Annotated in this window: 23 protein-coding genes; 6 read left to right on the top strand and 17 right to left on the bottom strand. The window is 68.0% G+C overall.

Annotated features, from left to right (window positions below; genetic code table 11):
- Nucleotides 1-124 precede the first annotated feature (124 nt).
- Nucleotides 125-775 (top strand): pentapeptide repeat-containing protein, encoded by a 651-nt coding sequence (locus ABRP18_RS07290; RefSeq protein WP_349884419.1) that lies wholly within the window; start codon nucleotides 125-127, stop codon nucleotides 773-775.
- Here the strand turns inward: ABRP18_RS07290 and ABRP18_RS07285 are convergent.
- Genes ABRP18_RS07285 through ABRP18_RS07270 form a run of 4 tightly spaced genes read right to left on the bottom strand, consistent with a single transcriptional unit; the run spans nucleotide 765 to nucleotide 5,662 of the window.
- Complete coding sequence (locus ABRP18_RS07285) at nucleotides 765-2,273, bottom strand: ABC transporter ATP-binding protein (protein ID WP_349884418.1); 1,509 nt, start codon at nucleotides 2,271-2,273, stop codon at nucleotides 765-767. The two genes, ABRP18_RS07290 and ABRP18_RS07285, sit on opposite strands and share 11 nt — an antisense overlap.
- Entirely contained in the window at nucleotides 2,270-3,082 is an 813-nt protein-coding gene (locus tag ABRP18_RS07280) for an ABC transporter permease (RefSeq protein WP_046749250.1), read from the bottom strand. The genes ABRP18_RS07285 and ABRP18_RS07280 overlap by 4 nt, the downstream gene beginning before the upstream one ends.
- Nucleotides 3,079-4,026, bottom strand: coding sequence for an ABC transporter permease (locus tag ABRP18_RS07275; protein WP_127012100.1), 948 nt, complete (start codon nucleotides 4,024-4,026; stop codon nucleotides 3,079-3,081). The genes ABRP18_RS07280 and ABRP18_RS07275 overlap by 4 nt, the downstream gene beginning before the upstream one ends.
- Before the next feature lie 25 nt (nucleotides 4,027-4,051).
- Nucleotides 4,052-5,662, bottom strand: a complete 1,611-nt coding sequence (locus tag ABRP18_RS07270; RefSeq protein ID WP_349884417.1) for an ABC transporter substrate-binding protein — start codon at nucleotides 5,660-5,662, stop codon at nucleotides 4,052-4,054.
- A 170-nt stretch (nucleotides 5,663-5,832) separates the two neighbouring features.
- Between ABRP18_RS07270 and valS the strand changes: the two genes are divergently transcribed.
- Together valS and ABRP18_RS07260 are read left to right on the top strand one after the other, a co-directional pair.
- Complete coding sequence (valS, locus tag ABRP18_RS07265) at nucleotides 5,833-8,448, top strand: valine--tRNA ligase (protein ID WP_349884416.1); 2,616 nt, start codon at nucleotides 5,833-5,835, stop codon at nucleotides 8,446-8,448.
- On the top strand, nucleotides 8,448-8,663 hold the full coding sequence (locus ABRP18_RS07260) for a hypothetical protein (protein WP_046749254.1): 216 nt from the start codon (nucleotides 8,448-8,450) through the stop codon (nucleotides 8,661-8,663). The genes valS and ABRP18_RS07260 overlap by 1 nt, the downstream gene beginning before the upstream one ends.
- Nucleotides 8,664-8,746: 83 nt before the next feature.
- Here ABRP18_RS07260 and ABRP18_RS07255 read toward each other — a convergent pair whose 3' ends face one another.
- The 4 genes from ABRP18_RS07255 to tdh are packed head-to-tail and all read right to left on the bottom strand — an operon-like array spanning nucleotide 8,747 to nucleotide 11,855.
- Entirely contained in the window at nucleotides 8,747-8,965 is a 219-nt protein-coding gene (locus tag ABRP18_RS07255; protein WP_058632262.1) for a hypothetical protein, read from the bottom strand.
- Nucleotides 8,962-9,579 (bottom strand): transcriptional regulator, encoded by a 618-nt coding sequence (locus tag ABRP18_RS07250; RefSeq protein WP_046749256.1) that lies wholly within the window; start codon nucleotides 9,577-9,579, stop codon nucleotides 8,962-8,964. Before ABRP18_RS07250 ends, ABRP18_RS07255 begins: the two co-directional genes overlap by 4 nt.
- Nucleotides 9,580-9,633: 54 nt before the next feature.
- Nucleotides 9,634-10,812 (bottom strand): glycine C-acetyltransferase, encoded by a 1,179-nt coding sequence (locus ABRP18_RS07245; RefSeq protein WP_349884415.1) that lies wholly within the window; start codon nucleotides 10,810-10,812, stop codon nucleotides 9,634-9,636.
- Complete coding sequence (gene tdh / locus ABRP18_RS07240) at nucleotides 10,812-11,855, bottom strand: L-threonine 3-dehydrogenase (protein WP_349884414.1); 1,044 nt, start codon at nucleotides 11,853-11,855, stop codon at nucleotides 10,812-10,814. Before tdh ends, ABRP18_RS07245 begins: the two co-directional genes overlap by 1 nt.
- A gap of 99 nt (nucleotides 11,856-11,954) precedes the next feature.
- Here tdh and ABRP18_RS07235 point away from each other — a divergent pair, with 99 nt between their 5' ends.
- The 3 genes from ABRP18_RS07235 to ABRP18_RS07225 are packed head-to-tail and all read left to right on the top strand — an operon-like array spanning nucleotide 11,955 to nucleotide 15,472.
- Complete coding sequence (locus ABRP18_RS07235; protein WP_046749259.1) at nucleotides 11,955-12,872, top strand: LysR family transcriptional regulator; 918 nt, start codon at nucleotides 11,955-11,957, stop codon at nucleotides 12,870-12,872.
- 31 nt (nucleotides 12,873-12,903) lie between these two features.
- Nucleotides 12,904-14,955: a M3 family metallopeptidase gene (locus ABRP18_RS07230; protein WP_349884413.1), complete on the top strand. Its 2,052-nt coding sequence runs from the start codon at nucleotides 12,904-12,906 to the stop codon at nucleotides 14,953-14,955.
- A gap of 19 nt (nucleotides 14,956-14,974) precedes the next feature.
- Nucleotides 14,975-15,472, top strand: coding sequence for a GyrI-like domain-containing protein (locus ABRP18_RS07225; protein WP_058632258.1), 498 nt, complete (start codon nucleotides 14,975-14,977; stop codon nucleotides 15,470-15,472).
- 33 nt (nucleotides 15,473-15,505) lie between these two features.
- On the opposite strand, the gene ABRP18_RS07220 is transcribed toward ABRP18_RS07225, so the two are convergent.
- The 9 genes from ABRP18_RS07220 to ABRP18_RS07180 all read right to left on the bottom strand — a co-directional run bounded on the left by ABRP18_RS07220 (nucleotide 15,506) and on the right by ABRP18_RS07180 (nucleotide 23,705).
- The gene (locus tag ABRP18_RS07220) at nucleotides 15,506-16,042 is read right to left on the bottom strand and encodes an NUDIX hydrolase (RefSeq protein WP_349884412.1); all 537 of its coding nucleotides are present in this window, start codon (nucleotides 16,040-16,042) and stop codon (nucleotides 15,506-15,508) included.
- Nucleotides 16,039-17,307: an ATP-dependent Clp protease ATP-binding subunit ClpX gene (gene clpX, locus ABRP18_RS07215; RefSeq protein WP_046749262.1), complete on the bottom strand. Its 1,269-nt coding sequence runs from the start codon at nucleotides 17,305-17,307 to the stop codon at nucleotides 16,039-16,041. The genes ABRP18_RS07220 and clpX overlap by 4 nt, the downstream gene beginning before the upstream one ends.
- Nucleotides 17,308-17,484: 177 nt before the next feature.
- Entirely contained in the window at nucleotides 17,485-18,336 is an 852-nt protein-coding gene (locus ABRP18_RS07210; protein ID WP_349884411.1) for an aldehyde dehydrogenase family protein, read from the bottom strand.
- Nucleotides 18,333-19,775: an aldehyde dehydrogenase family protein gene (locus ABRP18_RS07205; RefSeq protein WP_113680967.1), complete on the bottom strand. Its 1,443-nt coding sequence runs from the start codon at nucleotides 19,773-19,775 to the stop codon at nucleotides 18,333-18,335. Before ABRP18_RS07205 ends, ABRP18_RS07210 begins: the two co-directional genes overlap by 4 nt.
- 13 nt (nucleotides 19,776-19,788) lie before the next feature.
- The gene (gene deoC, locus ABRP18_RS07200; protein WP_141369326.1) at nucleotides 19,789-20,790 is read right to left on the bottom strand and encodes a deoxyribose-phosphate aldolase; all 1,002 of its coding nucleotides are present in this window, start codon (nucleotides 20,788-20,790) and stop codon (nucleotides 19,789-19,791) included.
- Nucleotides 20,787-21,722 (bottom strand): sugar-binding transcriptional regulator, encoded by a 936-nt coding sequence (locus ABRP18_RS07195; RefSeq protein ID WP_231728769.1) that lies wholly within the window; start codon nucleotides 21,720-21,722, stop codon nucleotides 20,787-20,789. The genes deoC and ABRP18_RS07195 overlap by 4 nt, the downstream gene beginning before the upstream one ends.
- A gap of 148 nt (nucleotides 21,723-21,870) precedes the next feature.
- Nucleotides 21,871-22,512: an ATP-dependent Clp protease proteolytic subunit gene (locus ABRP18_RS07190; RefSeq protein ID WP_046749265.1), complete on the bottom strand. Its 642-nt coding sequence runs from the start codon at nucleotides 22,510-22,512 to the stop codon at nucleotides 21,871-21,873.
- A gap of 20 nt (nucleotides 22,513-22,532) precedes the next feature.
- Nucleotides 22,533-23,129, bottom strand: a complete 597-nt coding sequence (locus ABRP18_RS07185; protein ID WP_017830295.1) for an ATP-dependent Clp protease proteolytic subunit — start codon at nucleotides 23,127-23,129, stop codon at nucleotides 22,533-22,535.
- Nucleotides 23,130-23,210: 81 nt separating this feature from the next.
- Nucleotides 23,211-23,705: a tetratricopeptide repeat protein gene (locus ABRP18_RS07180; protein ID WP_058632255.1), complete on the bottom strand. Its 495-nt coding sequence runs from the start codon at nucleotides 23,703-23,705 to the stop codon at nucleotides 23,211-23,213.
- Nucleotides 23,706-23,732 lie beyond the last annotated feature (27 nt).

Below are 23,732 nucleotides of genomic sequence, written 5' to 3'. Positions count from 1 at the left end.
TCCCCGGTGATGGCCGGATCGATGCTCGTCCCACCAGTGTACGCGTGCCCACTGCTCCCCGGCGCATGGTCCTTCCCGGATGGCGACCTCGCACGATGTCGTCGGCCCGCCCTACGCTCGGAACATGGCCCGCACCTCCGACTCCCCCGCGTCTCCCCGCGTCACGGCGCCCGATCTGCCGCCGGTGCTTGAACCGGCTCGGGCTGCCCGCAGTACCGACCTCGTCGCCGCTCGACTCGATCTGGCCGGTACCGTCGACCTCGCCTATTCGACGGTCGAGCAGTGCGTCGTGAGCGCAGACGCCGATGCCGTCGACCTCACCGGGGCATCGGTCGTCGACGTCGACATGTCGGGGGTTCGCATCGCCTCGCTGCGCATGCGCGACGCGGGTGTGCGGCGAGTGCGGATCAACGGCGGCCGCATCGGGACCCTCGACCTCAGTGAGGCGCATGTCTCGGAGCTCGACCTGCGCGATGTGCGCATCGACTACCTCAACCTCGGTGCGGCGAAGGTCACCGATCTCGAGATCACAGGGTGCGCCATCCGCACGATCGACATGCCGCGGGCCGAGCTCACGCGAGTGCGCTTCACGTCCACATCGAGTGACGAGGTGGACTCGCGGGGCATGCGGGCGAAAGACCTCGATCTGCGCGGGCTCGACGCTCTCGGCTACCTCGACGCCAACAGCCTGCGCGGTGCTACGCTCACCTCGTTCCAGGTGCAGCAGCTGGCACCCGTGCTCGCCGCGGGAATCGGCATCCTCGTCAAGGACTGACGGCGCCGCTCGCGTCGATCAGCTCTCTCGTGAACGGGTGCTGCGGTGCCGCGAACACCTCCGACGTCGGCCCCTGCTCCACGATCCGGCCGTCCTGCATCACCAGCACGTCATCCGCGACCGATCCCACGACATCCAGATCATGGGAGACGAGGATCATCGTCAGCCGGCGTTCGCGCTGCAGCCCGTCGAGCAGACGCAGCACCCGCTCCCGCACCGAGGGGTCGAGCGCGGAGACGGGTTCGTCGAGCACCAGCACGTCAGGATCTGCGGCGAGGGCACGGGCGATGGCCGCCCGCTGCCTCTGTCCGCCGGAAAGGGCACTCGGACGTCTGCCGGCCAGTGCGGGAGCGAGGCCGACCTCGGCGAGAAGCTCGATCACCCGAGCAGGGCGCGCGGTGCGGGGCACACCACCGGCCTCCAGCGCTTCCTGCAGCGATCTACCGATCGTCCAGCGCGGGTCGAAGGCGCCGAGGGGATTCTGATGCACCAACTGCACCCGTCGCGGTGCGTTCCACTCCACAGCGCCGCTGTCCGGGGCATCGACACCGACGATCATGCGGGCGAGAGTGGTCTTACCCGACCCCGACTCCCCCACGATGCCGAGCGTCCGCCCATCCCTCACGACGAACGAGGCATCGACGACCGCGGGCGCGGTGCCGAAGCTCCGTGACACGCCGTCGACTCTCAGCACCGATGCGGAATCCGTCGGCGTAGCGGTTCGGGGTTCGTGGATCGTCGCGGCGATGAGCTGCTTCGTGTACTCGTGTCGAGGGTTCTCGAGCACATCGGCCACCGGACCGGACTCCACGACCACGCCGCTCCGCATCACCAGGACACGATCGGCGATCCTCCGGACCGCTGCGAAGTCGTGGCTGATGAACACGAGGGCCGTCCCCTCGTCGGTGATCTCACGCAGCAGTCCGAGGATCCGCGCCTGCACGGTGGCGTCGAGCGCGGTGGTCGGCTCGTCCGCCACGAGGACGGCCGGGTTCGCGGCGAGTGCGGACGCGATGAGCGCACGCTGCCGCAGACCTCCGGAGAGTTCGTGCGGGTGCTGTCGCGCGCGGCGCTCCGGTTCGGGCATCCACACGCGCTCCAGCAGCTCCCGCACACGTGTCGCTCGCGGCGCCCGCCCCCGGACGACCCTGTGGAGGAGGAGCGGCTCGGCGATCTCCGCCTCGATGCGCCGCAGGGGATCGAGGGAGACCAGCGCGTCCTGGGAGATGAGCGCGATTCCCGATCCGCGCACGCCCCTCCACGCCCGATCGGAGAGACCGGCGACATCCCTCCCGTCCACCACGAGCCCGTCCAGGGTGACGTCAGCGGCTGCGGGAGTCAGCCCCAGCAGGGCACGCGCTGTGAGGGACTTGCCGGCGCCGGACTCCCCCACGATCGCGACGCACTCACCGCGGTCGACGGCGAAGGACACGTCATCCACGACCTGCTTCCCGTCGAACGAGATGCGGAGTCCTCGAACCTGCAGTGCAGCGTTCATCCTGTCCTCCCGTCTGCGCGAGCCCTAAGGATTCGCCCGATGACGGTGGCCGAGACCACGGTCAGCGTGATCGCGACGCCGGGGAAGAGGGAGATCCACCAGGCCTGGCCCAGCACGTTGCGGCCCCCGGCGAGCATCAATCCCCACTCGGGCGTCGGCTCTGAGGGACCCAAGCCCAGGAAGCTGAGTCCCGCGGCCGCGAGGATGCTCGAGCCGATGCCGATGGTGGCGAGCACGCTCAGCGCACCGAGCACGCCCGGCAGCACGTGCCTGCGGAAAGCGCGCCAGCGCGGGACGCCGAGGATGCGCGCGGCTTCGACGTGCTCGGTGACGCGGAGCGTCTGGGTCTGCACGCGCGCCAACCGGATGTACACCGGCAGGGCGGCCAGGGTCACCGCGATCGCGATGTTCACGGGTCCCGGTCCCAGCACGGCGACGACGACCAGCGCGACCAGGAACTCGGGGAACGCCATCAGCACGTCGTTCACCCGCATCACGGTGGTGTCGACGCCCCGCGGTGCGACCCCGGCGAGCGCGCCGATCATGAGCCCGAGGACCAGAGCCACCCCGGTGGCGAAGAGCCCGATGCCCAGCGATCTCCCCGCGCCGTGGACCACCCGCGAGTAGACGTCGCGCCCGCTCTGATCGGTGCCGAAGAAGTGCTCCGCGCCGGGCGGCAGCAGGGCGGAGCGGACATCGGTCTGCAGTGGATCGTGCGTGGCGAGGACCCCGGGCCAGAGCGCCGCGAACACGATCACGGCGCTCACCACGATGGCCGACCAGAGGAGCACAGTCTGCGCGCGCCTCATCGGGTGCTCCGGTCACGTGCTGCCCTGATACGCGGGTCGATCAGGGGGTGCACGATCTCGACCAGCAGGTTCACGGTGACGAACACCACGGCGCTCAGGAGGATGATCCCCGTGATGACCGGAAGATCGCGGTCGCTGATCGCCGCGAGCGTCACGCGTCCGAGACCGGGTCGGGCGAACACGGTCTCGACCAGCACCGCTCCGCCGAGGACGGAGCCGGTCAGATAGGCGGCGAGCGTGACGGCGGAGGCTGCGCCGTGACGCAGTCCGTGCCGGAGCGTGAACCACGAAGGACTCGCCCCACGCGCGCGCACCGTCTCAGCGAACGGCATGCGCTCGGCTTGCACGAGGCCGTCCCGAAGCACCTGACTGAGCAGCGCGGCCACCGGCAGCGCGAGCGTCACCGCCGGGAGGACGATCGTGGCGGGGTTGCGGGCTCCGGAGACCGGAAACCACCCCAGTCCGAAGGCGAAGACGCTGAGGAGGACCAGTCCGATCCAGAACACCGGAGACGAGAGCACCACCAGCTCCACCGCCGCGGCGGCCGTGCGTCCTGCATCGCCGCGTACGAGGACGGCGACCCCGACGGCGAGCACGACGGCGATCACCAGTGCGAGCGCGGAGAGCTGTACCGTCGCTCCCAGCTGGCGTCCGATCACCTCTGTGACCGGCATCCGCAGCTGGTACGACTCCCCCAGGTCCCCGCGGGCCAGCTGGCCGATGAAACCGAGGTACTGCTCCCACGGCGGCCGGTCCAGTCCCAGGTCGGCGCGGATGCCGTCCTTGACCGCCTCACTCACCTGTGCCTGAGGTCCCAGCATCACCGACACGGGATCTCCGGGGATCACTCGGAACGCGAGGAATGCGACGGTGGCGGCGCCCCACAGGACGATGACGACGGAGGCGATCAGGCCGGCGATGCGGACGAGAGCAGCCTTCACCACCCGTGCCCTCCGCTCAGCCGGCGGTTCAGCCGACGGTCACATCGTAGAACAGCGGACGGCCGTACAGGTCGTACTCGACGCCCTCGACGCGGTCGCCGACGGCCGTGATCGCCGACGGGCTGTACAGCGGCACGATGGCGGTGTGCGTGGCGTTCCACTCCTGCAGCTGGGTGTAAAGCCCGTTCCGCGTGTCCTGATCGCTCGTCGCGACGGCCTGTTCCAGCAGCGCATCGATCTCGGGGTCGCTGACCTGTGAGGCGTTCTGGAACCCGTCGGTGTGCAGGTGACTGCGCAGCAGGTCGGGGTCGACACCGGAGAAGCCCCAGTCGGTCAGGTCGAACGTCTTCGGCTCGTACTGCTCGTTGTAGGCGCCCGGTTCGAGCACCTCGCGCTCGACCTCGAAGCCGATCCCCTTGAGGTCGGACTGGATCGCGTTGGCCAGCGCGGCACGGTCGTCGGGAACCGGAGTCCAGGCGATCCAGCGCACCGAGAGGCGCTTGCCGTCCTTCATGCGGATCCCGTCGGTGTCGCGGGCCGTCCAGCCGGCCTCGTCGAGGAGCGTGTTCGCCGCATCCTGGTCGAACGGCCAGCTGCCCTCGAGGGACGCGTCGTAGCCCGGAGTCGTCGACCCGAGGATGCTCCACGCCCGCGGGAACTGCCCGAAGTAGATCTCCTCCACCGCGGCGTCGATGTCGATGCCACGGGCGAACGCCTGACGCACCTTCTCGTCGGCGAAGACTCCGTACTTCTCGTTCAGATACAGCGAGTACGGCAGACCCGGGTACTCGATCGAGTCGACCGTGATGCCGTCGCCGAGGTCCTTCGCGAGGTTCGGCGGGATGTTGCTGGCCAGGTCGGCTTCACCGCTTTCGACGACGCCCGCGCGCACAGACGCCTCCGGCTGGATCTCGACGCGCAGGGTCTCGAACTTCGGAGCCTCAGCGTCGTGCGGGCCCCAGGCGTAGTCGTCGTTGCGGGTGTAGACGATCTCCTGGTCGGGCGTGTACTCGGTGAGCTCGAACGGGCCGGTGCCGACGGTGATCCCGGGGCCGCCCGCTTTGAGCTTGTCGGCCGACTTCTCCAGCACGGCAGGCGAGTAGAAGCCGAGCTGCGGCGTGCTCGCCGCCTGCAGGAACGGCGCGTAGGGCTGCGTGAAGGTCACCTTGACCGTGCGATCGTCGACGACCTCGGTGCCGTCGTAGAAATCGGCGCCGAGCATGCTGGCTGCCTGGGCCGACGCGGTCTCGGGGTCGACGATGCGGTCGAAGTTCGCCTTGACGGCGGCAGCGTCGAACTTCTCGCCGTCGGTGAAGGTCACGTCGTCGCGGAGCGTGAAGGTGTACTCAGTGCTGTCCGGTGAGACGTCCCAGCTCTTCGCGAGCCACGGGCTGAACGATCCGTCGTCCTCCTGGAAGACCAGGGAGTCGAGCACCGCCCGCTGCACCATGCCGGAGACATCGAGCTGGCTGACCTGCGGATCCATGTGCCCTGCGGACAGATTCGCGCCCTCGATCGACCACACGAGCTCCCCGCCCTCCCCATCGGCGCCGGGCGCAGCACACGCACTGAGTACCAGCGCAGCGGCGGCGGTGAGCGCCGCGAAGGGCAGGAGACGGCGCACAGATCTTGCGGGCATGACGGTTCCTCTGGACGATCGGGTCGGGGTCCCTCCATCCTACGGCTGATTCTTGGACGGGGTCGATCTGCGCAGGCGACCCGTCACCGTGACGCTCGGTAGACTGTTCGGCACACCCCACACTCAGGCACGCTCACACAGTGCCGCATACATCGCTCGAGGAGACCTCCATGCCTGCTTCCGAAACGGCGCAGAACCCCATTCCCGACAAGCCAGCACTCGAAGGTCTCGAAGCGAAGTGGGACGCCGCCTGGGCTGAGCAGGGCACGTACCTGTTCGACCGTCTGCGCGCCGCCGAGCTCGGCCGTGAGGGCGTCTACTCGATCGACACCCCGCCGCCGACCGCCTCCGGCAGCCTCCACATCGGCCACGTGTTCTCCTACACGCACACCGACGTCAAGGCGCGGTACGAGCGCATGCGCGGCAAGACCGTGTTCTACCCGATGGGCTGGGATGACAACGGCCTGCCCACCGAGCGCCGCGTGCAGAACTACTACGGCGTGCGCTGCGACCCGTCTCTCCCCTACGACGCCGACTTCACCCCTCCCTTCGAGGGCGGCGACAACAAGTCGAGCCGGGCTGCCGACCAGCGGCCGATCAGCCGCCGCAACTTCATCGAGCTGTGCGAGCGCCTCACGATCGAGGACGAGAAGCAGTTCGAGGCCCTGTTCCGTCAGCTCGGGTTGAGCGTCGATTGGACGCAGACCTACCGCACCATCTCCGACGACACGATCCGGCAGAGCCAGCTCGCGTTCCTCCGCAACATCGAGCGCGGCGAGGCATACCAGGCCCTCGCGCCGACGCTGTGGGACATCGACTTCCGCTCCGCGATCGCGCAGGCCGAGCTCGAGGACCGCGACCAGCAGGCCGCGTATCACACGATCGAGTTCCCCTTCGCTGACGGCTCCGGCTCCATCGCGATCGACACCACGCGCCCGGAGCTCCTCCCGGCGTGCATCGCGATCGTGACCCACCCCGAGGGGCCGCACAAGCACCTCATCGGCACCAAGGTGCGCACGCCGTACTTCGGCGCCGAGATCGAGATCCACGGCCACCACCTCGCCCAGCCCGACAAGGGCACCGGTGCGGCGATGGTCTGCACCTTCGGCGATGTGACCGACATCATCTGGTGGCGCGAGCTGCGCACCACCGCCGGCGAGTCCCTGCCGAACATGACGGCGATCGGTCTCGACGGCCGCTTCCTCGCCGAGGCGCCGTCGATCGTCGCAGACCCCGACGCGCGTTCCTGGTACGTGGAGAACGTGGCGGGCAAGACCGTCTTCAGCGCCCGCAAGGCGATCGTGGAGAAGCTGCAGGAGACCGGCGACATGACCGCCGTCGGCAAGCCCTTCCAGCACGCCGTGAAGTTCTTCGAGAAGGGCGACCGCCCGCTCGAGATCGTCTCGACCCGGCAGTGGTACATCCGCAACGGCGCCCGCGACGGCGAGCTGCGCGACCAGCTCCTCGCGCACGGAACCGAGCTGGCGTGGCACCCCGACTTCATGCGGGTCCGCTACGAGAACTGGGTCGGCGGCCTCACCGGCGACTGGCTCGTGTCCCGGCAGCGGTTCTTCGGCGTGCCGATCCCGCTCTGGTACGCGTTGGACGAGAACGGCGAGCGCGACTACGACCGGGTGCTCACCCCGGATGCGGCCGCGCTGCCCATCGACCCGACCACGGATGTCCCGGCGGGCTACACCGAGCAGCAGCGCGGGGTGCCGGGCGGGTTCGATGCCGAGGCCGACATCCTCGACACCTGGGCGACGTCCTCCCTGACCCCGCAGCTCGCGGGCGGCTGGCAGCGCGACGAGGAGCTGTGGCAGCTCACTGCTCCGTTCGATCTGCGCCCGCAGGGACAGGACATCATCCGCACCTGGCTCTTCTCGACCATGCTGCGCTCCACGCTCGAAGACGGCCGCACCCCATGGAAGAACGCCGCCATCTCCGGCTTCATCGTCGACCCCGACCGCAAGAAGATGTCGAAGTCGAAGGGCAACGTCGTCACCCCGGCCGACGTGCTCGACACCCACGGCTCTGACGCGGTGCGGTACTGGGCGGCCTCGAGCCGACTCGGCATGGACGCGGCCTTCGACCCGCAGAACCCGACCCAGGTGAAGATCGGCAGGCGTCTCGCCATCAAGGTGCTCAACGCCGCGAAGTTCGTGCTGTCGTTCCCGGTGCCCGCGGGCGCGCAGGTGACGCACGCGCTCGACGCCTCGATGCTCACGGCGCTCGACGGGGTGGTGGCCGAGGCGACCGCTGCCTTCGACCGGTACGACGCGGCAAGGGCGCTGGAGTTGACCGAGGCGTTCTTCTGGACGTTCTGCGACGACTACCTGGAGCTCGTGAAGGAGCGCGCCTACAACCAGAACGACGTGGGCCAGGCCTCGGCCGCCCTCGCGCTGCGTCTGGCGCTGTCCACGCTTCTCCGCCTGCTCGCGCCGGTGCTCTCCTTCGCCACGGAGGAGGCCTGGTCGTGGTTCGAGGCGGGCTCCGTGCACACCGCAGCGTGGCCCGAGAAGCTCGGCATCGAGGGCGACCCGGCCGTGCTGGCCGCCGCGAGCGAGGCGCTCATCGGCATCCGGCGCGCGAAGACCGAGGCGAAGGCGTCGCAGAAGACCCCGGTCTCCCGTGCCGCCATCGCCGCTCCCGCAGCGAAGGTCGAGGCCCTGCGCGCCGCGGCGGACGACCTCCGCGCGGTCGGCCGCATCGCCGAGCTCGAGATCACCGAGGCGGAGGAGTTCGCGGTCACCGCGATCGAGCTCGCCCCGGTCGAGGCCTCCTGATGCAGCTCGGCACGCGCTGGGCCGCGGGTGCACAGCCGCCCGCCTCCGTCCCCGAAGCGCTGCGTCCCGCCATCGCCGAGGTCGAGTCCCAGGGCCTCACCGGCCACTGGACCCTCACCTGGCTGGAAGGGCGTGCGATCGCCGAGCTCGACGCCGGCTGGGAGGTCCTCCAGACCGCGTCCGGTGAGGTCGTCGCCCGCCCGTTCGCCGACTGAACCGGGCCCCGCCATCGGGACGAGACCCCCTGACACCCGTGCGGATATCAGGGGGTCTCGTCGCGCGGCCCCGGGCCACGACGTCAGCGGCGGGTCACTCCCCGTTGCGCGAGGGCATGGTCGACCGCACGGGGGTCCTGCCGGCGGGTCTGTTGTTCGCGCAGCAGATCGAGCGAGAGCTCACGCCGCTCCGCGCGATGTGAGATCCGATTCTCGACGTACGCCGTCAGCCGATCGGCCAGTCGGAGCAGCCGACGCTCGGTTCGCGTCGGTGCGACGAGATGGAGAGTTGCCGCGGTCATGATGCCTCCTCGTTGTCGACGGCGGGCGAGGTCGTGCGTGGGGTCGGCAGATCGAAGAGCTCGGCGCGGAGCGAAACCCGCCGCACGTCCGGCCCCTCCTGGCCCCGGTACCGCTCGATGGCGCTCTCGACGATGGCTTCGAGTTCCTCGCGAAGCGACATCGCCTGCTCCGGTGTCATGTCGAGGTGCGTGGTGATCGTGATCCCGACGTCTCGCCACGCTTCGGGGACCTCGGCCTGCGGTCGGTTCAGGTAGCTCATGAGGGTCTCGTGGCGGACGCGGAAGAACTCCGAGGTGACGATCTGCGCCGCGGCGCGGTTCGCCGGCGAGGTCATCTCATCGGGGCCGGGCACGTCGATGCGCCCCTTGGGCCGTTCCCACCATCGCTCCCTCGCCGTGCCTCGCCCCTCCACCTCTCGGATCAGGTCGTGAGCTGCAAGCGCACGCAGGTGATAGCTGGTGGATCCCGATGTCTCTCCCACGAGGGCCGCAAGGGAGCTGGCGGTCTGCGGACCTCGCGCCGCGAGGATGTCGAAGATCTTGACCCGCAGTGGGTGTGCCAGCGCCTTGAGCGCGCTGGCGTCGAGCGTCCTGACCTGCGTCTCGTTCGTCATGAATGCAAAGATACCCTTGCAAAGGGTTCTTTGCAAGCTTTTCTTTGCATGTGCTCAGTCGATTGCGTCGCGCGCGGCGACGAAGGCGCCGACGCAATACTCGATCTGCTCCGCCGTGTGCGCCGCCGACAGCTGCACGCGGATCCGTGCCAGGCCGCGCGGCACGACCGGGAAGCTGAACGCGGTCACGTAGACGCCACGCGCCTGCATCTCCTGAGCGATCCGCGCCGTCTTCGCCGCGTCCCCGAACATGACGGGGACGATGGGGTGTTCGCCCGGAAGCAGATCGAAGCCCTCCGCCGTCATGCGCTCGCGGAACAGCGACGCGTTCGCACGCAGCCGCGCCCGAAGGTCCGCGGACCCTTCGACGAGATCGAGGGCGGTCAGCGTGCCGGCGACGATCGCGGGGGCGAGAGTGTTCGAGAACAGGTAGGGACGAGAACGCTGGCGCAGCAGAGCCACGATCTCGGCGTGCGAGGCGACATACCCGCCCGATGCGCCCCCGAGTGCCTTGCCGAAGGTTCCGGTGTAGATGTCGACACGATCGGCTACTCCGCAGAGCTCCGGTGTGCCACGACCGTTCTCGCCGACGAAACCGACCGCATGGGAATCGTCGACGAAGACGAGGGCGTCGTAACGGTCGGCGAGATCGCAGATCTCGGCGAGGGGCGCGATGTAGCCGTCCATCGAGAACACGCCGTCCGTCACGATCACACGGAATCGGGCGTCCGTTGCCGCCTGCAGCTGCGCCTCGAGATCGGCCATGTCCCGGTTGCGGTAACGAAGCCGCCTCGCCTTCGAGAGTCGGATGCCGTCGATGATCGAGGCGTGGTTCAGCTCATCGGAGATGATGGCGTCCTCGGGTCCGAAGAGTGTCTCGAACACTCCCCCGTTCGCGTCGAAGCACGACGAGTACAGGATGGCCTCGTCCGTGCCGAGGAAGTCGGCGAGGCGGCGCTCCAACTCGAGGTGCTGCTCTTGCGTGCCGCAGATGAAGCGCACACTCGCGAGGCCGTAGCCCCACTCCTCCAGGGCCGTCGTCGCGGCCGAGAGGATGCGCGGATCGTCGGCGAGACCGAGGTAGTTGTTCGCGCAGAAGTTCAGCACGTCAGCGCCGTCAGCGGTGATCTCGGCGTTCTGCGGCCCGCGGATACCGCGCTCGCGCTTGGTCAGGCCGGCCTCCTCGATCGCCGCCAGCTCGTCCGACACATGCTTCTGAAAGGTCCCGTACATCACAACTCCGTCCAGTCGAGGATGATCTTGCCCGTTCCCGCCGATTCGGCGGCGGCGAATCCGCGTTCCCATTCACGAGCGGGGACGACTTCGGCGATCACTCGGCCGATGGCATCTCGCAGGGGCGCACTGGTCTGCAGCATCGCCCCCATGGCGTTCCACGTCTCGAACATCTCGCGTCCGTAGATCCCCTTGATCGTGAGCATGTGGGTGACGAGCTTGCCCCAGTCGATCCCGAACCCGGCACTCGGCAGACCCAGCATCGCGATACGCCCACCGTGGTTCATGTTGTCGATCATGGCGGGGAGGGCCGATGGCGCACCGCTCATCTCGAATCCGATGTCGAAACCCTCGCGCATTCCGAGCGCCTGCTGCGCCTCCCTGATATCGCGGACCGAGACGTCGACGACTTCGTCGGCGCCCATCCGACGAGCCATCTCCAGACGCGGTGCGCTGACATCCGTCGCGGTGATGAACCGCGCCCCGGCGTGCCTGGCGACGGCGATGGCCATGAGCCCGATCGGGCCGCAGCCGGTGACGAGCACGTCTTCTCCGACGAGCGGGTACGTGAGCGCCGTGTGGACCGCGTTGCCGAGCGGATCGAAGATCGCGCCGAGCTCGGGAGTCACCTCGGCGTGGTGCACCCACACGTTCGCCGCAGGAAGCGCGAGGTACTCCGCGAACGCACCGTCCCGCTGCAGACCGAGACCGATCGTCCGGATGCACATCTGCCGGCGCCCTGCCCGGCAGTTGCGACACGTCCCGCAGACGATGTGGCCTTCACCGGAGACGCGATCACCCACGGAGATGTCGTGCACGCCGGGTCCGACCTCCACCACTTCGCCGTAGAACTCGTGACCGGGGATCAGCGGGGCGGCGATCGCCGACGCCGCCCAGTCATCCCAGCGGAGGATGTGCAGATCGGTTCCGCAGATGCCGGTGCGCAGCACCCGGATGACGACCTCGTCGGCGCCGGCGTTCGGTTCGGGACGCTCGACCAGCTCGAGCCCCGCGCCAGGCGCGCCTTTGAACAGTGCTCTCATGCGGACAGTGCCTTCATGATCTCGATCACATCGCATCCACGGTTGTAGATCAATCGGCATCGTCTGCACCGTCCATGTAGCCGCCGCTAAACTGTTCTCGTGGAACTCCATCAGTTGCAGATCCTGAGAGAGCTCGGCGCCCTCGGCAGTGTGACCGCCGTGGCCGACGCGCTCCGAGTCACTCCTTCTGCCGTCTCCCAGCAGCTCGCAACCCTGCAGCGTGGTGTGCCGACACCGCTGACCCGCAGAGTCGGGCGCACGCTCGCCCTCACACCCGCCGGCGAAGTACTGGCGACTGCCGGCGCCGAGGCGATCGACGCCATGGCGGCGGCACGACACGCCCTGGACGACTTCGAGGGTTCTGCGACGGGAGTCGTGAGCATCAGCGGGTTCCACAGCGTCGGGCAGGCGCTGTTCGGGGCACTCGTGCGGGAGCTGTCGTCCGCAGCGAACGCGCCATCGGTGCAGCTCACGGACGAGGATGTCGCGCAGACGGATTTCCCTGCGCTCACAGCACGCTACGACCTCGTGCTCGCGCACCGCATGGAGCATTCCGAACCGTGGCCCGCGCAGGGTGTGCGCAGCCTCACCCTGATCCGCGAGCCCCTGGACGTGGCGGTAGCGGCCTCACATCCGCTCGCCGGTCGTGCCAGCCTCACACCGGCCGACGTCGCAGGAGAGCGATGGGTCACCAGTCGCATCGGCTACTCCCCCGACGACGTGCTCCGTGCCGTATCGGCGGTGGCCCATCGGCCCGTCGACATCCAACACCGCATCAACGACTACGGCGCGGTGTCGGCCGTCGTAGCCGCCGGAGGGGTGATCGGGATGCTACCGCGCTTCACCTCGCGCAGCGTCGACGACCGCGACCTCGTGCGCGTCCCTCTCGAAGGTGTGAGCACGCACCGGATGATCGACGTGCTCGCGCGGCCCGAGACACTTCGTCGTCGATCGGTCCGCGTGGTCGTGGAAGCCCTTCGCGGCGTGATGACGCGCCTGAGCGAGAGCGGGTCCTGAACACGCCCGGCGCGGTGGATAGGCTCGGAGGATGACCGACGCCACCAATCCGCTGCTGCAGCCGTCGACGCTTCCCTACGGGCTCCCCGACTACGCCGCGATTCGGCCGGAGCACTATCTCCCCGCTTTCCAGGCGGGTTTCGAGGAGCAGCTCCGCGAGATCGAGCGCATCACCGTGGTGCGCTCGATGCCCACGTTCGAGAACACCCTTGAGGCGCTGGAGCGATCCGGCGAGCTGCTGGATCGTGTCGCGCACACCTTCTACACGGTGAGTTCGGCCGATGCGACGCCCGAGATCCAGGAGATCGACGAGCAGCTCGCGCCGCTCATGGCAGCGCATGAGGATGCGATCACGCTCGACAGCCGGCTCTACTGGCGTGTGCAGCAGGTGTACGAGCAGCTCGACGCGCTGAACCTCGATCCGGAGCAGCGGTACCTCGTGGAGCGCCGTCATCGCGAGATGACCTTGGCCGGTGCGGGCCTCGACGACGAAGCGAAGGCGCGGCTGACCGCCATGAACCAGAAGCTGTCGAGCCTGACCAACACGTTCGAGCGCAACCTGCTGAACGACACCAACGACCTGGCCGTGGTGTTCGACACGGCCGACGAGCTCGACGGATTGAGCGCGGGAGAGCTCTCCGCTGCCGCACGTGCCGCCACGGACAGGGACTTGGACGGAAAGCTCCTGATCACTCTCCCGCTCTTCACAGGCCACCCTGCTCTGGCGCAGTTGCGCCCGCGGGAATCGAGACGTCGCATCATGGCGGCCTCGCTCGCACGCGGGTCTCGCGACAACGCGAACGACAACCGTCCGGTTCTTCTCGCGATCGTGCGTCTGCGGGCGGAGCGTGCACAGTTGCTCGGCTACGACTCGCACGCTGCCGCCGTGACCGCGGATGAGACGGCAGGAAGCCCGGAGGCGGTCGAGCGGATGCTCCGACGCCTCGCCGGACCATCCGCGCGCAACGCCCTGGCCGAACGCGCAGCTCTGCAGACGATCGTCGACGAGACCGAGCAGATCCCGTTCCCGGTCGAGGCGCACGACTGGGCCTTTTACACCGAGCGGGTGCGCACTGCACGATACGACATCGACTCCAGCGCGCTTCGGCCCTGGTTCGAAGCGGAGCGCGTGCTCCAGGATGGCGTCTTCTTCGCGGCGACGCAGCTCTACGGCGTCACGTTCTCCGAGCGCGATGACCTCGCCGCGTATCACCCCGGCGCGCGCGTCTTCGAGGTGCGCGACGCCGACGGCTCGCCGGTCGGTCTCTACGTGCTCGATCTGTACACGCGCGATTCCAAGCGCGGCGGCGCGTGGATGAATGCGATCGTCAGCCAGTCGCGACTCCGCGGCACCGCTCCGGTCGTGGTCAACAACCTGAACGTGCCGCTTCCCGGAGAAGGGGAGCCGACGCTCCTGACGCTCGACGAGGTGACCACGCTGTTCCACGAGTTCGGACACGCTCTGCACGGCCTCTTCGCGACTGTCACCTACCCACACTTCGCGGGGACGAACGTGTTCCGCGACTTCGTCGAGTTCCCGAGCCAGGTGAACGAGATGTGGATCCTGTGGCCGGAGGTCCTCGAGAACTACGCGCGTCACCACGAGACCGCCGCTCCACTCGATCCCTCGATCGTCGAGCGCCTGCGAGCGACCGAGACGTTCGATCAGGGGCACGCGACCAGCGAGTATCTGGCTGCCGCATGGTTGGACCAGGCCTGGCATCGTCTCGGCACGGATGCCGAGGTCGACGACGTCGCCGCTTTCGAGGCCGCCGCTCTGGCGGACATCGGTCTGAAAGACCCGACCGTGCCGACGCGGTACTCATCCACCTACTTCGCCCACGTGTTCTCCGGCGGCTACAGCGCGGGGTACTACTCGTACATCTGGAGCGAGGTGCTCGACGCCGACACGGTCGACTGGTTCCGAGAGAACGGTGGTCTCACCCGGGCGAACGGCGACAGATTCCGCGCACGACTCCTCGGCGTGGGAGGTTCCAAGGATCCTCTCGAGGCATACCGCGCCTTCCGGGGCCGCGATGCGGATATCGATCCGCTCCTGAAGAGGCGTGGACTGGGCGACTGAGGCGTGAGACGCTGAGCGCATGAACGCCTTTCGCGACGCCCCGTTCGGTCCTGCGGACCGCCTCGACCTCGAGTCCGTCCCCCTCGCCGTCATCCGCCACGAGGGCATCCGCCTCGCCGATCTCCCGGAGGCGTTCGACGCCGGCTACTCGGCGATCGCGCTCACCTTCGCCGGAGGCGTGCTCGTCCCGACCGGCCCGGCACTCGCGGTGTATCACGGCGATCCGATGGGCGTCTTCGACCTGGAACTCGGCTTCCCCGTGCAGACGGCACCGGCGAACCCCATCCCCACCGCGAGCGGCCGCGTCATCGTCGCTTCGACACTGCCCTCAGGACCCGCGGTCGCGACCACGCTGTTCGGCTCCTATGAGGAACTGGGTGGCGCATGGGCCGCCCTCGTCGAGCGCGCGTCGGCGCAGGGGCTTCGTCCCGGGGGGATCTGGATCGAGATCTACGTGTCCGACCCGAGCGCTCCGGCACCAGAACTGCGTACGGACCTGATCATGCCGATCGGCTGACGAAACCCGTCACGCGCAGAGCCTCGTTCGGAGTCACCGTCCGAGCTGGTCCATGGCTTTGTACCAGGTGAGCTGGTGGTAGCTCTGCGGGAGGAGGTCGCCGAGTCCATCGAGCGACAACACATGTACGACGATCGACTCGCTGTCGTCGAGAGACTGCTCCGCGACGCGCGCACACCCGCGCGCGAGGAAATGATGCACCCGGTTCGTGTGGTTGCCGAAGTTCGCCCAGGTCGATCCGAGATCGATGAGATCGTCGGCGGCATACCCGGTCTCCTCGAGCAGCTCACGGCGCGCCGCAGCCTCCGGCGACTCACCAGGCTCCACTCCCCCGCCGATGGTGCCGACGGCCACGACGCCTGCACCGTGCCGATACTCTTCGACGACGATGGCGTCATCGTTCCGGTCGAGGGCGAGGACGGAGATCCAGTCCCCGTACTCCAGCACGTAGTACGGGGCGATCGACACACCGCTGCCATTCACGCACTCGTCGGCGTGGAGGCGGATCCACCGGTCGGCGACGAGCGTCTCGCGCGCCACCGTCTTCCAGGGAGCCGGCTCCGCGCTCATGCGCTCTTGCGCTTGCGCTCCATCACGATGGTGGGCGGTGCGCCTTCGTCGACGGCAGCGCGGGTCACGATGACCTTCGCCACGTCCTCGGCGGAGGGGATCTCGAACATGATGGGTCCGAGCACGTCTTCCAGGATCGCCCGAAGACCGCGAGCACCGGTCTTGCGCTCGACGGCGAGGTCGGCGATGGAGCGCAGTGCCTCTTCTTCGAACTCGAGCTGCACGCCGTCGATCTCGAACATCCGCTGATACTGCTTCACCAGCGCGTTGCGCGGGCCCGTCAGGATGTCGATCAGCGCATCCTGGTCGAGCGGTGACACGTTGGTCACGACCGGCAGACGCCCGATGAACTCGGGGATCAGCCCGAACTTGTGCAGGTCTTCCGGAAGCACCTCGCTGAACAGGTCGAGGTCCTTGCCCTTGTCGTGCAGCGGAGCACCGAAGCCGATTCCATGCTTGCCGACGCGGGCCGACACGATGTCTTCGAGACCCGCGAAGGCTCCGGCGACGATGAACAGCACGTTGGACGTGTCGATCTGCAGGAACTCCTGGTGCGGGTGCTTGCGACCGCCCTGGGGCGGCACCGAGGCTACCGTGCCCTCGATGATCTTCAGGAGCGCCTGCTGGACGCCCTCGCCCGAGACGTCGCGCGTGATGGAGGGGTTCTCCGCCTTGCGGGCGATCTTGTCGACCTCGTCGATGTAGATGATGCCCTGCTCGGCGCGCTTGACGTCGTAGTCGGCGGCCTGGATGAGCTTGAGGAGGATGTTCTCGACGTCTTCGCCGACATAGCCGGCCTCGGTCAGAGCGGTGGCATCGGCAACGGCGAACGGGACGTTCAGCCGCTTCGCGAGCGTCTGTGCGAGGTACGTCTTCCCACAGCCGGTCGGGCCGATGAGCAGGATGTTGCTCTTGGCGATCTCGACCTCTTCGGCCTTCTGCTCAGCGGTCTGAAGAGTGCCGTGGGCGCGAACGCGCTTGTAGTGGTTGTAGACGGCGACGGAAAGAGCGCGCTTGGCCGGCTCCTGGCCGACGACGTACTCCTCAAGGAAGGAGAAGATCTCACGCGGCTTGGGAAGCTCGAACTCGGCGACCCCGTCGGCAGACGACTCGGCCATGCGCTCTTCGATGATCTCGTTGCACAGTTCGACGCACTCGTCGCAGATGTACACACCGGGGCCGGCGATGAGCTGCTGCACCTGCTTCTGGCTCTTTCCACAGAAAGAGCATTTGAACAGGTCAGCGCTTTCACCGATGCGGGCCATGCGCGTCCTCCTAGGGGGGGATCAGAGATCGTCCTTCGAGCCTAACCGCTGCTTACGACACCGGGCCGCATTGAGGGCACTCGACATCGCGCCCATTGGACGGCGAAGGGATCGACAGCCGTCTGGCGCCTTCTCCGGGCGATGGCTGCCGACCCCTTCACGAGATCGACTGTTCGGTCAGACCATGCTCTTCGTGTGCCAGACGGTCTTCACCTCGGTGAAGGCGCCGATCCGTTCCGGCGAGGCGACGACCTCACCGGGGGTAAGCACACGCTTGAGCGTCTCCGCTGCGGCGATCTGCATGTCCACCCAATCCAAGGCGCCGGCACCCGCGAGGTCGAGGGCGTTCACGTCCTGGTGGGATGCCAGCCATGGAGCCATCTCCGCCGGCGAACCCGTCAGCACGTTGACGACGCCACCGGGGACATCGCTGGTGACGAGGACCTCGGCGAGGCTGATGGCCGAGAGCGGGTGCTGCTCACTCGCGATGACGACCACCGCGTTCCCGGCGACCAGCGCGGGAGCCACGACCGACACCAGGCCGAGCAGCGCCGAGTCCTGCGGTGCGATGATCGCGACGACGCCCGTCGGCTCCGGCACGGAGATGTTGAAGTACGGCCCGGAGACGGGGTTCGCGTTGCCCGCCACCTGGGCGTACTTGTCGCACCAGCCGGCGTACCAGACCCAGAGATCGATCGCCTCATCGACCTGCGCGGCCGCAGCGGCGGACGACACGCCCTCCTGCGACGAGATCTCGTCGATGAACTGCGCACGGCGACCCTCGAGCACCTCTGCGACGCGGTACAACACCTGTCCGCGGTTGTAGGCGGTCGCCCCCGACCAGCCCTTCACCGCCGCGCGAGCGGCGACGACGGCGTCACGGGCATCCTTCCGAGAGCCCTTCGCGGCGTTCGCGAGGAAGGCCCCCTTGGAGGAGAGCACCTCGTACGTGCGGCCGGACTCGCTCCGCGGGAACGCTCCGCCGATCGCGAGCTTGTAGGTCTTCGGCACGGTCAGTCGCTTGCTCATGCTGCGGCTCCCTTGAGGTAGGCGGTGAGCCCCTGACGGCCGCCCTCGCGACCGTATCCGGACTCCTTGTAGCCGCCGAACGGGCTCGACGGGTCGAAGCGGTTGAAGGTGTTCGCCCAGATGACACCGGCACGCAGGCGATCGGCCACCGCGAGGATGCGCGATCCCTTGTCGGACCAGATCCCGGCCGAGAGGCCGTACGGCGTGTTGTTCGCCTTCGCGATCGCCTCGGCCGGTGTGCGGAAGGTGAGCACCGAGAGCACAGGCCCGAAGACCTCGTCGCGGGCGATGCGGTGCGAGGCCTCGACGCCGGTGAAGATCGTCGGCGCGAACCAGAAGCCCTGGTCCGGGATCGCGCAGTCCGCCGTCCAGCGCTCTGCGCCCTCGGCCTCGCCGATGTCGCTCAGCTCACGGATGCGGGCGAGCTGCGCTGCGGAGTTGATCGCGCCGATGTCGGTGTTCTTGTCGAGAGGGTCGCCGAGGCGGAGGGTCGACAGGCGCGACTTGAGCCGATCGACGACCTCGTCGTGGATCGACTCCTGCACGAGCAGTCGGCTTCCGGCGCAGCAGACGTGGCCCTGGTTGAAGAAGATGCCGTTCACGATGCCTTCGACCGCCTGATCGATGGGGGCGTCGTCGAACACGATGTTCGCGGCCTTGCCGCCCAGTTCGAGCGTCAGCTTCTTCGGAGTGCCGGCGACAGCCCGGGCGATGTCCCGTCCGACACCGGTCGAACCGGTGAAGGCCACCTTGTCGACGTCGGGGTGACGCACGAGCGCAGAGCCAGTCGCTCCGGCACCCGTCACGATGTTGACGACACCGGCCGGAAGGTCGGCCTGCTGCAGGATCTCGGCGAAGATCAGCGCTGTGAGGGGCGTCGTCTCGGCCGGCTTGAGCACCACCGTGTTGCCGGCGGCGAGAGCGGGAGCGATCTTCCACGCCAGCATCAGCAGCGGGAAGTTCCACGGGATGATCTGACCCGCGACGCCGAGAGCCCGCGGGTTCGCGCCCAGTCCCGCGTGATCGAGCTTGTCGGCCCAGCCCGCGTAGTAGAAGAACCAGGAGGCGACGAGCGGCACGTCCACGTCGCGGCTCTCCTTGATCGGCTTGCCGTTGTCGAGGCTCTCGGCGACGGCGAGCTCACGGGCGCGCTCCTGCACGAGGCGCGCGATGCGGAAGAGGTACTTCCCTCGGTCGCGACCGCTCATCTTCGACCAGGTCTTCTCGTAGGCGCGACGCGCGGCGGCGACCGCACGGTCGACGTCCTCATCACTCGCCGAAGCGATCTCGGCGATGTGCTTCTCGGTCGCCGGTGAGATGGTGTTGAACGGCGTGCCGGAGCCGTCGACGAACTCGCCGTCGATAAACAGCCCGTAGCTGTCCTTGAGGTTCAGGACCGCGGTGGACTCCGGTGCGGGAGCGTATTCCAGAAATGACATGTTCGTCTTCCCGTCAGTCGATCGTGACGTAGTCGGGGCCCGAGTAGTGGCCGGAGCTGAGCTTCTGTCGCTGCAGGAGCACGTCGTTGAGGAGGCTGGAGGCGCCGAAGCGGAAGAGGTGCGGCTGGAGCCACTCCTCGCCGACAGTCTCGGCGACGGTGACGAGATACTTCACCGCATCCTTCGACGAGCGGATGCCACCGGCCGGCTTCACACCGATCTTCTCTCCGGTGCCGCGGTACCAGTCGCGCACGGTCTCCAGCATGAGGAGCGTCGTCGGGAGGGTGGCTGCGGGCTGCACCTTGCCGGTCGAGGTCTTGATGAAGTCCCCTCCCGCCAGGATGCCCAGCCACGAGGCGCGCTTGATGTTGTCGTAGGTGTTCAGCTCGCCGGTCTCCAGGATCACCTTGAGCGAGGCGTACGAACCGTCCTCACGACGGCAGGCCTCCTTGACCTGGGCGATCTGGTCGAAGACCAGGCCATACCGGCCGGACAGGAACGCTCCACGATCGATCACCATGTCGATCTCATCGGCGCCCGCAGCCACCGCCTCGGCGGTGTCGGCGAGCTTGATCGCAAGCGAGGAGCGTCCGCTGGGGAATGCCGTGGCGACGGCCGCGACGGAGATCAGGCCGTCATCGGGGTCACCGTGCATCCCGCCGAGCGCGGTCACCGCGTCGCCGACCATGTCACCGTACACGCAGACCGCTGCGACCCGCGGGGTCGAAGGATCCGCGGCGTCCGGATTCTTCGCCTTGGCCACGAGAGAGCGCACCTTTCCGGGAGTGTCAGCTCCCTCGAGCGTCGTGAGGTCGATCAGCTTGATGATCGTGTCGAGCGCCCACGCCTTCGAGGTGGTCTTGATCGACCGGGTGCCGAGCCCGGCAGCGCGCTGCTCCAGACCGACGGCATCCACGCCGGGAAGTCCGTGCAGGAATCGCCGGAGCGTGGCGTCGTCGGGCTCGCCGCCCAGAACGTCCACCGCCGCCCTGCGACTGAGTTCTTTGGTCGTCACTGTTCCTCCAACAATGCTCGTGCTGTGGTCTCATCGGTCACCAGAACGCCGCACAGGCCGCTGGTGACCACGGTGCGTGCGATGTCGTGCTTGGCGGGTCCCGCCGTCACGAAGATCGCACGAGCGGCTCCGCGCAGACGGTCGAGAGAGACTCCGACGGTCCGTGCATCGAGCTGCGAGTCGACGATGTTGCCCTCCGCGTCGACGTAGCGCCCGAGGACGTCGCCGACGGCGCCGCGTCGTGCGAGCTCTTCGACATCCTCCGCACTGAGGTAGCCGTTCTCGACATGGGCGGACGAGGCATCGCAGGGTCCGGCGGTGAACAGGAAAGCCTGGGCCTCGGCTGCCTCTTCGAGGACGGCGGCGACGGTGCGGTCGGACTCGATCGCCTGCTTCGTCTCCACGCGCTCGAGGATGGCCGGGCTCGGCAGCAGGGAGACCTGCCCCGAAGCGCGCTGGGCGATCGTGACGGCGAGGCCTGCTGCGCCTCCGGAGCGTCGGTTCAGGCTCACTCCCCCGTTGAGCTGCACCACGGTCACGCCGTTCGCCCAGCCGTCCGGAAGCGCCTCGGCCACGGCACGGAGTGTACGGCCCCAGCTCACCCCGAGGGTGCGGGGAACGGGGCGCAGCGCGGTCAGGAAGTCGGCTGCGGCCTGAGCGACGCGTTCGAGGGTGCCGTCATCGCCTTCCGGAGCCGGCACGACCACGGCATCGGTGAGGCCGAAGCGTTCGACGAGAAGCCGCTCCAGGCCGAGTCGGCGGGCGCGCGGGTGCACGATCTCGATGCGGACGATGCCGCGTTCGCGGGCCTGGGTCAGCAGACGGCCGACCTTCCAGCGCGAGATCTTGAGGAGTCCGCCGATCTCGTCCTGGGTCTTGTCCTCGTCGTAGTACAGCTCGGCGACGCGGACCATGAGCAGATCTTCTTCCACGGCTTCCTCCTTCCTCCTCCAGAGTAGGCCCTCGTCAGCGTTCGCGCACCACAGTGCTCATATGCGCACTTTGTCGTCGGGTCGTGCACATCCGCCGGGCACGACGAAGGGCGCCCGTCGGATGACGGACGCCCTTCGATCGATCGGGTCAGACGCGCTTGCGCGTCGTGAGCACCTGGTCGACGATGCCGTACTCCAGCGCCTGTGCGGCGGAGAGGATGTTGTCACGATCGATGTCGCGGTTCACCTGCTCCGGGGTGCGGTTGGTATGTCCCGCGAGCGTCTCCTCCAGCCAGGTGCGCATGCGGAGGATCTCCGCGGCCTGGATCTCGATGTCGGACGCCTGGCCGTGGCCGGCCTCCCCCATCGCGGGCTGGTGGATGAGCACGCGGGCGTTCGGGAGCGCGAGACGCTTGCCCGGCGCACCGGCAGCGAGCAGCACGGCCGCAGCCGAAGCCGCCTGGCCGAGCACCACGGTCTGGATCTGCGGCGCGACGTACTGCATCGTGTCGTAGATCGCCGTCATCGCGGTGAACGAGCCACCAGGCGAGTTGATGTACATCGTGATGTCGCGCTCGGCGTCCTGGCTCTCCAGAACGAGGAGCTGTGCCATCACGTCGTCGGCCGAGGCGTCGTCGACCTGCACGCCGAGGAAGATCACGCGGTCTTCGAACAGCTTGTTGTACGGGTCCTGGCGCTTGAAGCCGTAGGCGGTGCGCTCTTCGAACTGCGGCAGCACGTAGCGGCTGGAAGGCAGGTCACCGGCTGAGCGGAAGGTGGGTGTGTACATGAGCGTCCTTTCGCTTTCCGTTACTCGGTGTCCTGGTCGGTTCCGCCGCCGCCGATGACGTCGGAGGCCGATTCGCGGATGTGATCGACGAAGCCGTACTCGAGCGCTTCCTCGGCCGTGAACCAGCGGTCGCGGTCACCATCGGCGTTGATCTGCTCGACCGACTTGCCGGTCTGGGCAGCGGTGATCTCGGCGAGGCGGTTCTTCATCGACATGATGAGCTGCGCCTGCGTCTGGATGTCGCTCGACGTTCCGCCGAACCCGCCGTGGGGCTGGTGCAGCAGCACGCGTGCGTTGGGCGTGATGTACCGCTTGCCCTTGGTGCCGGCCGTCAACAGCAGCTGCCCCATGGAGGCGGCCATTCCGATGCCGACCGTGACGATGTCGTTCGGCACGAACTGCATCGTGTCGTAGATCGCCATGCCCGCGGTGATCGATCCGCCGGGCGAATTCACGTAGAGGTAGATGTCTCGCTCGGAGTCTTCTGCGGCGAGGAGAAGGATCTTCGCGCAGATCTCGTTCGCGTTCTCGTCGCGCACCTCCGACCCCAGCCAGATGATGCGGTCCTTCAGCAACCGGTCGAAGACGCTCGTTGCGAGGAGGGGTTCTGCAGCCATGTGAGCTCCTGATTCCGTGTTTCAGTGATTCGAATCTACCGGCGACAACGCAGCGCCCAGGCCGTGTTCGCCGTCGGCATATCAGGTGTCGGCGTCCGCGATCTCGTGGGCATAGGCCGTCATCGAACGGTGGTAGCGCGGCAGATGCGGGACGAGGGCGAGCAGTGCCACGGAGAGACCCTCCGCCGGGCGCCCGGCGCTGGCCAGGATGAGGGCATGCACGCAGGCGACGGCGTCGCGATAGGGGCCGTCGGGCGCGAGCTCCTCCTCGGCACGGATCACGGCGAGTGCTTCGTCGTACTCGCCGAGATTCCGGAGCGAACTGGCCATCTGGATCACGCACTGCGGACGATGCTCACCATCCAACCCCAGAGCCAGCGCGCGTCGATACAGGGCGACAGCCTCCGCCGGCCGGCCAGCGGAATCCCGTGCACCGCCGCGCTCGAACTCCGCGCGAGCGTCGTCAGGGCCGCGCTCAGCGGCGAGGGCGTCGATGCGGCTGATCGTGTCGTCACCCACCGCTTCGCCCGTCGCGTCGTCCCACACCTCGTCGATGCGCTCATCCCACGTCTTCATCGCTGCCCTCTCCTCGGATGGAAAAGA

Origin of the sequence: Microbacterium sp. WHRI 7836 (genome assembly GCF_040223885.2) — a bacterium.
GTDB classification, from domain to species: domain Bacteria; phylum Actinomycetota; class Actinomycetes; order Actinomycetales; family Microbacteriaceae; genus Microbacterium; species Microbacterium oxydans.
The sequence above is the reverse complement of the archived record's forward strand: the minus strand, read 5'-3'. Positions and strand labels throughout refer to the sequence as shown.

What these genes read in the sequence shown, in the direction of transcription:
- ABRP18_RS07290 (WP_349884419.1), top strand. Translation starts at nt 125, where the DNA reads ATGGCCCGCACCTCCGACTCCCCCGCGTCTCCCCGCGTCACGGCGCCC.
- ABRP18_RS07285 (WP_349884418.1), bottom strand. Translation starts at nt 2,273, where the DNA reads ATGAACGCTGCACTGCAGGTTCGAGGACTCCGCATCTCGTTCGACGGG.
- ABRP18_RS07280 (WP_046749250.1), bottom strand. Translation starts at nt 3,082, where the DNA reads ATGAGGCGCGCGCAGACTGTGCTCCTCTGGTCGGCCATCGTGGTGAGC.
- ABRP18_RS07270 (WP_349884417.1), bottom strand. Translation starts at nt 5,662, where the DNA reads ATGCCCGCAAGATCTGTGCGCCGTCTCCTGCCCTTCGCGGCGCTCACC.
- valS (WP_349884416.1), top strand. Translation starts at nt 5,833, where the DNA reads ATGCCTGCTTCCGAAACGGCGCAGAACCCCATTCCCGACAAGCCAGCA.
- ABRP18_RS07260 (WP_046749254.1), top strand. Translation starts at nt 8,448, where the DNA reads ATGCAGCTCGGCACGCGCTGGGCCGCGGGTGCACAGCCGCCCGCCTCC.
- ABRP18_RS07255 (WP_058632262.1), bottom strand. Translation starts at nt 8,965, where the DNA reads ATGACCGCGGCAACTCTCCATCTCGTCGCACCGACGCGAACCGAGCGT.
- ABRP18_RS07250 (WP_046749256.1), bottom strand. Translation starts at nt 9,579, where the DNA reads ATGACGAACGAGACGCAGGTCAGGACGCTCGACGCCAGCGCGCTCAAG.
- ABRP18_RS07245 (WP_349884415.1), bottom strand. Translation starts at nt 10,812, where the DNA reads ATGTACGGGACCTTTCAGAAGCATGTGTCGGACGAGCTGGCGGCGATC.
- tdh (WP_349884414.1), bottom strand. Translation starts at nt 11,855, where the DNA reads ATGAGAGCACTGTTCAAAGGCGCGCCTGGCGCGGGGCTCGAGCTGGTC.
- ABRP18_RS07230 (WP_349884413.1), top strand. Translation starts at nt 12,904, where the DNA reads ATGACCGACGCCACCAATCCGCTGCTGCAGCCGTCGACGCTTCCCTAC.
- ABRP18_RS07225 (WP_058632258.1), top strand. Translation starts at nt 14,975, where the DNA reads ATGAACGCCTTTCGCGACGCCCCGTTCGGTCCTGCGGACCGCCTCGAC.
- ABRP18_RS07220 (WP_349884412.1), bottom strand. Translation starts at nt 16,042, where the DNA reads ATGAGCGCGGAGCCGGCTCCCTGGAAGACGGTGGCGCGCGAGACGCTC.
- clpX (WP_046749262.1), bottom strand. Translation starts at nt 17,307, where the DNA reads ATGGCCCGCATCGGTGAAAGCGCTGACCTGTTCAAATGCTCTTTCTGT.
- ABRP18_RS07210 (WP_349884411.1), bottom strand. Translation starts at nt 18,336, where the DNA reads ATGAGCAAGCGACTGACCGTGCCGAAGACCTACAAGCTCGCGATCGGC.
- ABRP18_RS07205 (WP_113680967.1), bottom strand. Translation starts at nt 19,775, where the DNA reads ATGTCATTTCTGGAATACGCTCCCGCACCGGAGTCCACCGCGGTCCTG.
- ABRP18_RS07190 (WP_046749265.1), bottom strand. Translation starts at nt 22,512, where the DNA reads ATGTACACACCCACCTTCCGCTCAGCCGGTGACCTGCCTTCCAGCCGC.
- ABRP18_RS07185 (WP_017830295.1), bottom strand. Translation starts at nt 23,129, where the DNA reads ATGGCTGCAGAACCCCTCCTCGCAACGAGCGTCTTCGACCGGTTGCTG.
- ABRP18_RS07180 (WP_058632255.1), bottom strand. Translation starts at nt 23,705, where the DNA reads ATGAAGACGTGGGATGAGCGCATCGACGAGGTGTGGGACGACGCGACG.